Source organism: Rufibacter sp. JT3400010 (assembly GCF_054956755.1).
The window spans coordinates 37,475-49,187 of the sequence record NZ_JBUDXA010000007.1 but is presented as its reverse complement, the minus strand read 5'-3'; the positions used below and the strand labels follow the sequence as shown (position 1 = coordinate 49,187).

The following is an 11,713-nucleotide window of genomic DNA, read 5'->3' as shown; positions in this document are numbered from 1 at the left end:
CCTTATCTCACCTGATAGTCTTCTACCAACAAGGTCACAGGAGTATGCTGGGGAATTGGGTTCTGCAAGACGGTAGTGTACAGCAACACCGGGGCGGCAGGGGCTACTTCAATCTGCAACTGGTCTACCAACGTGGCTTTCACGGGCAGCCAAACTTCCTTCTCAGCCGAGGTGAAGAGCATTTCTTTCCTGAACTGCCGGATAAGAGCCGCTTTCAAGCCTTTCTTCTTCATCACTTCCAGATTCTCCTCTGAAATGTCACGGGTTTTGCCGCCGTATACCAAAGCTAAACGGCAGGCCGGAAGCTCTGGCAGGCCAGAAGGGGCTTGGGAAACAGCCGGCGTGATGTTTTGTAAGGCTTCTAAGGTAGTTTCGGGGTGGGTTTTCTGTAATCGCTTCCAATAACCGTCTCCGTCTTGAGAAAAGGCGGAAGCTGAACAGGCCAGCCAAAGGCCGCCTAGTACTAGTAACTTCTTCACGTACGTTATTTGGGTTTAGGTTCTTGCCACTCCAACAACGTCTACCTCTAGCCAGTTCTGTATGCCCGAGAATAATATTTTGTGGGTTGCTTTTAAGGACTTCTATAGAGCCGAATTCTGGGAATGTAGGGTAAAAACTGAGGAATGTGCATTGGATGGTTGATATTGTGCTTTTCTAGTTTGCCCACAGAGTCCTTTCAGAATGATAAAGAGAGGGTGAGTTAAGCAATAAATGATTTCACTCGCTCGCGTCCCGCGAGTGTGAGCTACTTGCGGCGTCCCGCCGCTTTTTGGAAGTTTATTCAAAAGAATCACAGAAGCGGCCAGAGGCCGCAGGTAACTCACACTCGCGGGACGCGAGCGAGTATTCTGTTTTAATTACTAAAATTAGTACGCACATTTTCCTCTTACTCCATCAAGAATAAGGCCTTTCATCTCTTAAAAGAGTAAGGCCTTTCATCTCTTAAATAATAGAGTTTTAAATACGACTGACCTGTTCCAGAGCTTCGGCTACGGACTGCACGGGTAGTTGGCAGGCTTGGTTGTAGCACACATAGATGGTGGTTTGCCCGTTATGGGCCGTGCGGTCTTCCAGCAGGAGGAGGGCAGAGGCATCTTCTTCTTTGGTGCCTGCTAATAGCGCATTCGGGAGAAAATGTTGTTGCAGGAGGTATCTGAAGGCATGGACTTCCGGACCTACAATGGCAATCTCGGCAGTGGGCTTTAGTTTTAGGTAAAACAGGGAAGCCCAGTTGGCTAGATGGGAAGGTTCTTGCACCACTAAATCGCGCACTTGGGAGAGCATTCTATCTGAAAGGCTGGAATAGCGCTCTTTTCCTAATAACAGGCCTAAAAAGTGCAGGTTCATGGCCATGACGGAGTTGGAGGCAGGCACCACGTTGTCAAAAATCTCTTTTTTGCGGGCAATCAGTTGCTCGCCGGCGTTACTAGTAAAGAAGAAAAGCTGCTCTGTTTCATCAAAGAAGTGAGTGAGCGTATAGTCGGTGAGTTTTCTCGCTTCTTTTAGCCATTTCTCGTCAAAAGTAACTTGGTATAGGCCCAGTAAGGCCTGAATCAGGAGCGCGTAATCTTCCAGGAATCCGTCAATGGTGGCTTTGCCTTCTTTATAATTGTGGAAGAGTCGGTCTCCTTGTTTTACATGGTCCAGAAGGAAGTTGGCGTTGGTGCAGGCTAGTTCCAGTATTCTGGCTTCGCCGAAGGCGCGGTACGCATCTGTGAGCCCGGTGAGTAGAAGGGCATTCCAGGAAGTAAGAATCTTATCATCCAGACCCGGTCTGGGGCGCTGGGTTCTCGCTAGCAGCAGCGTGTCTTTCCAGTTTTGGACAAGTTCCTGTAGTTCTTCCAGAGAAAGTCCCTGGTCGGCGGCGAAGGCTTCATCGGTTTGGCGGCGGTGCAGAATGTTGACGCCGTTCTCCCAGTTTCCTTCCTCTGTGGTGTGGTAGTATTTAGCCGCCAATTCGGCTTCTTCGCATAATATCTCTTTCAGTTCGGTTTGGGTGAACACGTAGAACTTGCCTTCCTCGCCTTCACTATCAGCATCAAGAGACGAGTAGAAGCCACCTTCTGGGCTGGTGAGTTCCCGTTCTACAAACGCGATGGTCTCCATGGCTACTTGCCGGTACAGTTCATTGCGCGTCACTTGGTAAGCCTCAGCATAAAGACTGAGGAGTTGCCCGTTGTCATAGAGCATTTTCTCGAAGTGAGGCACCAGCCATTCCTGATCAGTAGAATAACGGGCGAAGCCGCCGCCCACCTGGTCATAGATGCCCCCGAAGGCCATTTCTTCCAGGGTGAGGTTGACCTGTTCCAGCGCCGCCGGGTCCTGGCTGTGGTGGTAATGCCGCAGCAGGAAGCGCCAGATGCTAGGCATGGGAAACTTGGGGGCTTCGCCTGTGCCGCCGTGTTTCAAGTCAAAGCGGCGCTTCAGATTGGTGAACATCTGCTCAAAAGCTTCTGGAGTAAAGTCTGGGTTGCCTTGCTGAAGACCGTATTTCGCCAGTTCACTTTGCTGTAGATGCTCCAAAAATTGTTCGGCTGAGGTATCTAGTTCCTGACGACTTTTAGTGTAGGCTTCGGCGATGTTCTGAAGTAACTGTTTCCAGTGCTGCGGCGGAAAATAAGTGCCCCCGTAGAAAGGCTTCGCGTCGGAGTTCAGGAATACGTTGAGCGGCCAGCCACCTTGTACGCCCATAGCCTGCAGCGCATCCATGTATACCTGGTCCACATCGGGTCGTTCTTCACGGTCTACCTTGATGCAGACAAAGTGCTGGTTCATGACCTGGGCAATCTCTTCTTTTTCAAAGGATTGATGCTCCATGACGTGGCACCAGTGGCAGGCCGCGTACCCAATGCTCACCAGAATGGGTTTCTGCTCGTCTTTCGCTTTCTGCAGCGCCTCGGTTCCCCAAGGGTACCAATCTACCGGGTTGTAGGCGTGTTGCAACAGATACGGGCTGGACTCCTGCGCGAGGCGGTTGGGCTTTCTTTCCATTTTTTTCTAATCGTGAGGTAATACGCATTTCAGGCCTCTTTCTTGAAAAGAGGCTTGAAATGCCTTAGTTCATACGTAGCTGCCGCTGAACTGTATCAATTTCGGCCTGCACATCGGCTTCCAACGCCATGCCTTGTAATTTCTGCAGTAGTTTTTGAAGGAACTGCTGGTGCGCAGGGCTATCTGGATGGAAGGATTTATGCGCCAGTTCGCGCTGTACATCGATCCAGCGTTCTATGAAATGGCTAAAGGCATGGTCGGCGTAGGCCTGGATGAATTTCTCCCAGATGTAGTTTTCGGCCATTTCTGAGGGGTGAAGTAAATCTGCGGCGTAGAACCGGTAATCGCGTAGATCGTCCAGCAGTAGTTCATAGGCGGGGAAATACGTGATGCGGGGGTGCTGTTCCATGGCCAGATGCGCGGCCACCCGCAGCAGGCTTTTGCTCACACTGTTTAGAGCAAGCGTGTCTTTGAGATGACGTACGGGGCTTACCGTCAGGATTACCTGTAAACTGGGGCAATGCGTGTGTAGAAGCTCCAAGGTTTGCTGCGTATCCTTGGTAATTTCCTCTACCGTAAGTAGGCGTTTGCTGAACTGTTTCTGGGGTATTTTATGGCAATTGGCCACTAAACCGCCGGTGTCTACGCGTTCATAGACGTACGCAGTTCCCCAGGTAACCATGAGTACCTGGGCCTGTTTCAAAAAAGTATGCGCTTGTTGTAGCTGCGCCCGAAGCATTTGCAGCAATGCCTGGGGTTGGGCGTGGGAGAAGGACGAGTGGAAATCATAGTGGTACCAGATGCCGTTTTGCTCTACGAGCCCCGCTTCTAAACTGCTTTCATCTTGGGTAAGCGCGGCCCGCAACAGCTTGTGAATAGACAACGGGTTGAAAATAGTCCCGAACGGATTCACCAGCACATTGGCTTTGACTTCCTGTAGTTTCCGGCCCATGACCTCGGCGAAGCAGGAACCTATGGTGAAGATTCCTTTGGTGCGGGAGAACCGGGAAGGGGCAATGGGAACGTTTAATTCAGTGCGGAACTGCATAGGCAGAAGGGGCGAAGTACCCCGCGAAGATAGTTATTTCTGTTTTTACGCATTGGCCGCCACCAACGGATAGAGTTCTTCTAAGGAGTGGATGGTGTGCGTAGGTTGGGCAGCTAAACAAATATCTTCCGCACCGTACCCGTACGCGGCCCAGCAAGACGAGATTCCGGCGTTGTTCGCGAAAAGCAAATCAGGTTCGGTGTCGCCTACCATCAGTATCTGGGAAGCGGTACAGTTAGAGTAATGCAGCTTGATCAGCTGTTCATACGCCATGGGGTCTGGTTTCTTATTTAGCGGCTTTTCAGGATTATCGCCCACAATCATGTCAAAGTACTGCCGCAGGTGAAAGCGTTCAAGCGAATCTTCAATGGCGCGCTGGCCTTTGTTGCTGATGACCACACAGGCGATTCCGGCTTCTTTTAGGCGCGGCAATAACTCTTCCACTCCTGGGAACAAGGTAGTTAACTGACCTCCGTCCGTGTCATAGATATGGCGGTAATGGAGCACCCAGTCTTCCAGTTCCTTTGGGTTGTCTTGCAGCACCGCATGCAGTTGAGGCAAAAGTTCTGAAAGATTTCCGCCGGTGCCAATGGCTTGTTTAATGGCATCTTCTGAGGGCGGCGTGATGCCTTTCTGTTCAAACGTCTTTTTGAAGGTGTACAGGATAGCCTTTTCGGTGGCGCACAATGTACCGTCAAAATCAAAGATGACAACAGGGTAGGGAAGCATAGGAAAGTAGAAAGAGGTAAACCAAGCAATACTCTATTGAGTCTTCTTTTGTTTTTAACGTTACTAAGTAGAAGGACAAAAAACTTTCCTTTTGTCATCCTGAAAGGATCTTGTGAGCAAGCTAGAAAGTCGTTTAGTTAACGTTCTTGCCGTTCATCACCAAGATGACAGTATAGTTAAGGAAGGCAACCTCAGAGAACTGTGAGGATAAGTGATTTCTAGCTATTTTACTGAAAATGAAGAGGAAACTGAACAGCTTCTTGAAGGGAAAGCTGTTTTCAGGGTGTTTTGAACAACTCTCTGGCAAACCGGAAAGAGTATAAAACAAAACATCCTGCCGGAGTGCGGCAGGATGTCTGTAATGAATAAGAAATTGTGTGAACCTAGGCGGCTACCACATTGAAACGTACTTGGTGTTTCACTTCTTTGTGCAGGTTCAAGGTAGCAGTGTACTCGCCTAATGATTTCACCTCTTGGTCAAAATCAACGCGCTTACGGTCTACATCGTAACCAAGGGCTTTCAGAGCCTCAGAAACTTGCAAGGTAGTAACAGCCCCGAAGATCTTGCCAGACTCACCTGCTTTGGCAGGGATTTCCAGCAATGTATCACCAATACGGTTTGCTAACTCTTGTGCGTCTTTCTGGATTTTCTCTGCTTTGTGCGCAGCCTGGCGAGTGTTCTCAGCCACTACTTTGCGGGCAGAAGGAGTAGCCATTTCAGCCAAACCTTGTGGGATCAAATAATTACGGCCGAAACCTGGCTTTACAGAAACGATATCGTTTTTATAGCCAACGCCTTTCACGTCATCTTTAAGAATAACTTCCATCTCTTTTTACCTCCTTATTTTAAAGAATCTGTTACGTAAGGCAAAATAGCCAAGTGGCGTGCTCTGGCAACCGCCTGAGATACACGACGCTGGAACTTTAAGCTGGTTCCGGTTAAACGACGCGGTAATAATTTACCTTGCTCGTTCACGAACTTCAATAAGAAGTTACCGTCTTTGTAATCAATATACTGGATTCCGTTTTTCTTGAAACGGCAGTATTTCTTGCGCGTGTCTTGCTTGTGGATTTTTTCGTTTACTAAACTCATGACGCTTGGGCCTCCTTCTCTTTTTTAGATGATTTGAACTCACCGTTTCTGCGGCGTGCATTGTAAGCAACAGCGTGCTTATCAAGGGCAGTAGTCAAAAAGCGGATGATTTTCTCATCACGACGGAAAGCAAGTTCCAATGCATCTACAATAGTAGAAGGACCTTGGAACTCAACGAGGTGATAGAAGCCTGTGTTCTTCTTCTGAATTGGGTAAGCCAGTTTTTTTAGACCCCAGTTCTCCTCGTGAATAATTTCGGCGCTATTTTCCTTAAGCACCTGTCTGAACTTCTCGACCGTCTCTGTCATCTGAGCCTCGTTCAGCAACGGGGTCATGATGTAGAGTACTTCGTAATTTTTTAAAGTCATTTGAAAAAATGATTTTGGTTCGAAGGGGCAAAGGTAAGGCAATATATAACAGAAACCAAGATTCAGGTAAGATAAAGTACATAGACTGAGACATTTTTCTATGAATGGAGTTTCAGCCCCATTTTTCGGAAAACAGGCTGTAATTATTGCACTCAAAAGTGAGCATAGCTTATAAAAGTTGGTGTGTAGGAGACTGTGGGCAATCTTTTGCTTTCAGTAAGCAGATGTTCACCTACTCTATAATATATTGTTCGCAACGTAGCTTGGTCATTCGCTACTCTCACCTTATAATATATAAGTACTGTTTCTCTGCCCAGGAGTAGGTTGAAGTGGAAGAAGTGGCATTCCTATCTTAAGTATCAAACCTAAGAAGGAACCAGAGCACAAGTATGCTTGGCTAACGTCTGCTAAGTCCACTATCTATCATGGCCATGGAAGCATGACAGCAGTAGTATGTGAAGCAGTGCTATCAGAAAGAGCAATCGTCATCAAAGCAGCTGAGTTAGCTTGCACAACGTCTAAAAGAGGTCCTTAGGCAAATCCTTCAGGTTTAAAGAAAGTCCAAGACAAAGGCAGGAGTTCACAACGAAAAGGTTGGGAATCTATCGGTTAGCAGCTTGCTATGATTATTTCAAGTGCCCTTTTTAGAGCTGTTTAGTAAAGTTCGATGCTGCATCAAGAGAAGCAGTACCTTGTAAGAATAGAGAGGAATGTATTTTACTAGAGTAAGACTACTCTGCTGTTGGTATTACTACTATGGATGAAGTAATATGTGTATTTAGTTATCCGTATAAATACTTAAAAATATTCTTATTTATAAATATGATTTAATTCATAAAACTTAACTTTTAACTAAGAGTAGAAGAAGCGGGTCAACTACTATACGCACACTACATCCTTATCCAAAAGCTATACAACTAAGGTAATTTATAAAGCTTCTAAATAGTGCTTAAACAGGCTGTAACAAAGGGTTTAGAGGCTAAAAACACCCTTTTGCCTATTGGTTTCAGAAGCCTAAAAATAAGGAATATTGTGTTTGATTAATGGTGTTCGGGTAGTAAGTTTGTGGCCGTAATGTACTTTCACTATTCTTAACACTACAATTTAGCTATGATTAGCTGTAAAAAGAGAGCAAAATATACTTTCCTACTCCCTTTTATCTTTATCTTCTTTGTGATCACTTCTGCCTTTGCACAAGGGACGCAAGAGATGGGGGTTGAAGGGACGGCTGGTGTGACTCCGGCTCCGGCAGCGCCGGCGGCTGGCGCAGGAGGCGGTGCAGACGCCGGCGTGATTGACAACGGCATGACTCTTTTCAAAAACAACTGTACTCAGTGTCACTCTGTGGGTACAGATGTTGTGGTTGGGCCTGGTCTGCATGATGTACAGAAAAGAAGATCAGAAGCCTGGTTGCTGAAATGGATCAAGAACTCCAGCGCTCTTATCCAAAGCGGCGACAAAGATGCAGTAGCACTTTTCAACCAGTACTCTAAGCAGCAAATGCCATCATTCGCGTTTTCTGATGAGGAAATCAAATCTATCATTGCCTACATAGGGAGCGAAAGTGCCGCCCCAGCAACAGCAGCTGCTCCTTCCGCAGGACCAGAAGGCGCTACTGCTGGTGAAAAAGTGGGTACTAATGCCGTTGGAAACGTTGGCGGAACGGTAGATCTTCTGTTGATCGTATTGGTGGTTGTGTTAATCGTGTTGGTAATCACATTGTTGATTATTGCCTCGGTTTTGAAAAACTACCTTAAAAATAAGAATGACTTAACCGGTTCAGAGCGGGAGATTCTGGAGCGCAGAACCAACTTCGCTAATATCTATAAGTCTAAAGCGGTTAGAATCATTGTTGGGCTGATCTTGGTAGTCGTAATCGTTGATATTTCCATTGATAAAGTGATGGGCGTGGGTATTCACCAAGGGTACGCCCCAAGGCAACCTATCGCTTTCTCCCACAAACTGCACGCGGGAGATCACCAGATTAACTGTAATTACTGCCACACCTCTGTTTATAAGAGCGCTAGTGCCAACATTCCTTCGGCTAACATCTGTATGAACTGTCACAGCCAGATCAAGAAAGAATCTCCTGAGATTCAGAAGATCTACCGTGCCATTGAAAACAACAAGCCTATTGAGTGGATTCGGGTACACAACTTGCCAGACCTGGCGTATTTCAACCACTCGCAGCACACCAAAGTGGGTGGCGTAGAGTGCCAGACCTGCCACGGTCCAATTGAGACCATGGAAGTTGTAGCTCAGTTCTCTCCATTGACCATGGGCTGGTGTATTGATTGCCACCGGAATACCCCTCTTAATACCGAAGGCAACGCTTACTATGACAACTTAGTGAAGTTGCATGAGAAGCAATCTAAAGGCGCATTCATTGTAGCGTCAAATGGTGGTACAGAATGTTCAAAGTGCCACTACTAATCAATTCCATATCCTGAATTTGAGTTTTTGAGATATATGCAAGAAACAATTAAATACTGGAGAGGGGTAGAGGAGTTAAACAATACTCCGGAATTCCAGAAGCATGCTCATAACGAGTTTCCTGAGTTCCTGCCAGTAAGTGAAGCCAATGAAGGGGATACCTCTTCCCCAGTGGCTCCAAGAAGAGATTTCTTAAAATTACTAGGTTTTGGTGTGGCTGCTGCCACGCTGGCCTCCTGTGAGTCGCCGGTACGGAAAGCAATCCCTTACCTGAACAAGCCGGAAGAAGTAGAGCCAGGTGTGCCCAACTGGTATGCCTCTACCTATTTCATGGGTGATTTTTACAACCCCGTGCTGGTGAAAACCCGGGAAGGTCGTCCTATCAAAATTGAAGGAAACACCCTTTCACCTATCACCGGAGGAGGAACGCATGCTCGTTCACAGGCCTCTTTGTTGAGCCTGTATGACAATAACCGCCTGAAAGGACCGGTTGCCAAAGGGAAAGAAACCTCCTGGCAAACCATTGACCAGGAAATCCGCACCCGTTTAACGGGCGTGCAGGGCAGAGTGGTGCTGGTTTCTAATACCATCATCAGCCCAAGCACCAAAGCGGTTATCCGTGATTTCGGTGCGCAGTTCCCTGCTTTTGAGCACGTAACCTATGATGCCAATTCGGCCTCTGCGTTACTGAGAGCCAACGGCGGTCTGGTACCAGGCTATGACTTCAGCAAAGCCAGAGTAATCGTATCTATTGGCGCTGACTTCTTAGGTACTTGGATTTCTCCGGTGGAGTACTCCAGACAATACATCACCAACCGGAAAGTTACGGCAGACAAACCTGTCATGTCCCGTCACTTCCAGTTTGAAAGCTTCCTGACCATGACTGGTGCGAACGCCGACGTTCGTGTTCCGGTTAAACCTTCTGAATACGGCGCGGTAGCAGCTGCCTTGTATAACAGAATTGCGGGTGGTACTGGTGGAGCTGCCATTCAGGCTCCAAACACAAGAGTAGCCAAGCAAGTAGATGCCGCTGCCAGTGAGCTATTGGCAAACCGCGGTGGAGCTTTGGTTGTTTCTGACTCTAATGATCCTGCTGTTCAGACCTTGGTAACTGCCATCAATAATGCCTTAGGTGCTAACGGAACCACTATCAATACGGCGGCACCGTCTTACGTTCGTCAGGGAGATGATGCCCGCATGTTGCGTCTCATCAATGACATGAACGCTGGTGCTGTTGGAGCAGTGATTTTCTACGGAACTAACCCCGTGTATGATCACCCACTTAGCCAACAGGTGGTAAACGGTCTTAAGAAAGTAGGAGTGAAGATCTCCTTCGCCGACAGACTGGATGAAACCGCAAGCCTGGCTGATTATGTATGCCCAGACAACCACTTCCTGGAGTCTTGGAATGACTTTGAGCCGAAGAGAGGCTTCTTGAGCTTAGCTCAGCCTACTATCTCTACTATCTTCAATACAAGACAAGCGCAGGATTCATTATTGAAGTGGACTGGTTCTACTTCAGATTTCTACACCGTTATTCAGCGTACTTGGTCTGGTGTTGTAGGTGGCGGTGCTGGCTGGGATAAAGCTGCGCACGATGGGGTGGCTACCGGTACAACCGGAGCGAATGAGCCAACAGCGCCTACTGCTCCTATGACGTTAGCCGCTGCTGCGGTTAGCATCAACAGAGCAGGTCGTGCTACTGGAAATAACCTTGAACTTGAGATCTACGAGAAAGTAGCTATTGGAACCGGACAACACTCCAACAACCCATGGTTACAGGAGATGTCTGACCCAACCACAAAAGCTACTTGGGATAACTATGCTGCCATTTCACCTGCCACCGCTAAGAGATTAGAGATTGAGCAGAATGATGTGGTACGGGTTACAGCCAAAGGCAAATCAATTGAATTGCCAGCTTTGATTCAACCAGGTCAGGCAGCAGATACCGTAGCCATTGCTATCGGATACGGCCGTACCCATGCCGGTCAGGCCGCCAATAACGTAGGAGCAAACGTTTACCCATTGGTTTCTGTAGTAGGAGACTCTTTACAGTTTGCAAACACAGTAACTATTGAAAAAGTAGGAGCTGATAAGCCAATTGCCCAGACGCAGACGCACCACACGGTGATGGGCCGTATTGTAGTACAGGAGAATACCCTGGCTAACTACAAGAAAGATCCTAAGAGTGTAACGGAGTACGTGCGTATTGCTACGCCAGATGGTCCTCAGAAGCCACAGAAAATTTCTTTATGGCAGGATTATGAGTACAAGAACCACCACTGGGGAATGGTCATTGACCTGAACTCTTGTATTGGTTGCGGTACTTGTACCATCAGCTGCCAGGTAGAAAACAACGTACCGGTAGTAGGGAAGCAAGAAGTACTGAACCGTCGCGAAATGCACTGGTTGCGTATTGACCGCTACTATAGCAGTGATGCCACCCGCGAAGACGGCGGATTTGAGAAAATGGAGAATCCTTCAGAGAATCCATCTGTGATCTTCCAGCCAATGCTATGCCAGCACTGTAACCACGCACCGTGTGAAACAGTTTGTCCGGTGGCCGCTACCATGCACAGCACAGAAGGTATCAACCAAATGGTGTACAACCGTTGCGTAGGAACCCGCTATTGCGCCAACAACTGTCCGTATAAAGTACGTCGTTTCAACTGGTTCAACTACGCCAACAACGAGAAGTTCGACTACCAAATGAACAACGACCTTGGTAAAATGGTGTTGAACCCAGATGTTACCGTTCGTTCCCGTGGGGTAATGGAGAAATGCTCTTTCTGCGTACAGCGTATCCAATACGGTAAACTGGAAGCTAAGAAAGAAAGCCGCCGCCCGGTAGATGGAGAAATCGTGACGGCTTGTGCCCAGGCTTGTCCTACCAATGCGATTGTATTTGGGGACATGCTGGATCCAAACAGCCAGGTATCTCAGATCCTGAAGCGGGAGCAAGGCGAGCGCGCATTCCACGTACTGGAAGAGTTGAACACGCAGCCGAACGTGACCTACTTAACTAAAATCAGAAACCAAGCTTAATTTAAC

At 47.7% G+C, this 11,713-nt stretch carries 9 protein-coding genes; 2 read left to right on the top strand and 7 right to left on the bottom strand.

Annotation, left to right across the window (positions count from 1 at the left end):
- Positions 1–2: 2 nt before the first annotated feature.
- The 7 genes from ACY0JR_RS09145 to rpsF form a co-directional block, all read right to left on the bottom strand.
- Positions 3–479: a hypothetical protein gene (locus tag ACY0JR_RS09145; RefSeq protein ID WP_462633695.1), complete on the bottom strand. Its 477-nt coding sequence runs from the start codon at positions 477–479 to the stop codon at positions 3–5.
- 478 nt (positions 480–957) lie between these two features.
- Positions 958–2,991: a thioredoxin domain-containing protein gene (locus ACY0JR_RS09140; protein WP_462633694.1), complete on the bottom strand. Its 2,034-nt coding sequence runs from the start codon at positions 2,989–2,991 to the stop codon at positions 958–960.
- A 64-nt stretch (positions 2,992–3,055) separates the two neighbouring features.
- The gene (locus tag ACY0JR_RS09135) at positions 3,056–4,039 is read right to left on the bottom strand and encodes a GSCFA domain-containing protein (RefSeq protein WP_462633693.1); all 984 of its coding nucleotides are present in this window, start codon (positions 4,037–4,039) and stop codon (positions 3,056–3,058) included.
- Positions 4,040–4,084: 45 nt separating this feature from the next.
- Entirely contained in the window at positions 4,085–4,768 is a 684-nt protein-coding gene (locus ACY0JR_RS09130; protein ID WP_462633692.1) for an HAD family hydrolase, read from the bottom strand.
- Between the two features lie 383 nt (positions 4,769–5,151).
- Positions 5,152–5,595 carry a 50S ribosomal protein L9 gene (rplI, locus tag ACY0JR_RS09125; RefSeq protein WP_462633691.1) on the bottom strand — a complete coding sequence of 148 codons (444 nt, stop codon included), beginning with the start codon at positions 5,593–5,595 and terminating at the stop codon, positions 5,152–5,154.
- A gap of 14 nt (positions 5,596–5,609) precedes the next feature.
- On the bottom strand, positions 5,610–5,861 hold the full coding sequence (gene rpsR, locus ACY0JR_RS09120; RefSeq protein ID WP_048921044.1) for a 30S ribosomal protein S18: 252 nt from the start codon (positions 5,859–5,861) through the stop codon (positions 5,610–5,612).
- Positions 5,858–6,229, bottom strand: a complete 372-nt coding sequence (gene rpsF / locus ACY0JR_RS09115) for a 30S ribosomal protein S6 (RefSeq protein WP_462633690.1) — start codon at positions 6,227–6,229, stop codon at positions 5,858–5,860. Before rpsF ends, rpsR begins: the two co-directional genes overlap by 4 nt.
- Before the next feature lie 1,110 nt (positions 6,230–7,339).
- On the opposite strand from rpsF, the gene ACY0JR_RS09110 reads away from it, so the two are divergent.
- Positions 7,340–8,662, top strand: coding sequence for a c-type cytochrome (locus ACY0JR_RS09110; protein WP_462633689.1), 1,323 nt, complete (start codon positions 7,340–7,342; stop codon positions 8,660–8,662).
- Between the two features lie 36 nt (positions 8,663–8,698).
- Entirely contained in the window at positions 8,699–11,707 is a 3,009-nt protein-coding gene (locus tag ACY0JR_RS09105; RefSeq protein ID WP_462633687.1) for a TAT-variant-translocated molybdopterin oxidoreductase, read from the top strand.
- The last annotated feature ends 6 nt before the right edge of the window (positions 11,708–11,713 follow it).

What these genes read in the sequence shown, in the direction of transcription:
- ACY0JR_RS09140 (WP_462633694.1), bottom strand. Translation starts at nt 2,991, where the DNA reads ATGGAAAGAAAGCCCAACCGCCTCGCGCAGGAGTCCAGCCCGTATCTG.
- ACY0JR_RS09135 (WP_462633693.1), bottom strand. Translation starts at nt 4,039, where the DNA reads ATGCAGTTCCGCACTGAATTAAACGTTCCCATTGCCCCTTCCCGGTTC.
- ACY0JR_RS09130 (WP_462633692.1), bottom strand. Translation starts at nt 4,768, where the DNA reads ATGCTTCCCTACCCTGTTGTCATCTTTGATTTTGACGGTACATTGTGC.
- rplI (WP_462633691.1), bottom strand. Translation starts at nt 5,595, where the DNA reads ATGGAAGTTATTCTTAAAGATGACGTGAAAGGCGTTGGCTATAAAAAC.
- rpsR (WP_048921044.1), bottom strand. Translation starts at nt 5,861, where the DNA reads ATGAGTTTAGTAAACGAAAAAATCCACAAGCAAGACACGCGCAAGAAA.
- rpsF (WP_462633690.1), bottom strand. Translation starts at nt 6,229, where the DNA reads ATGACTTTAAAAAATTACGAAGTACTCTACATCATGACCCCGTTGCTG.
- ACY0JR_RS09110 (WP_462633689.1), top strand. Translation starts at nt 7,340, where the DNA reads ATGATTAGCTGTAAAAAGAGAGCAAAATATACTTTCCTACTCCCTTTT.
- ACY0JR_RS09105 (WP_462633687.1), top strand. Translation starts at nt 8,699, where the DNA reads ATGCAAGAAACAATTAAATACTGGAGAGGGGTAGAGGAGTTAAACAAT.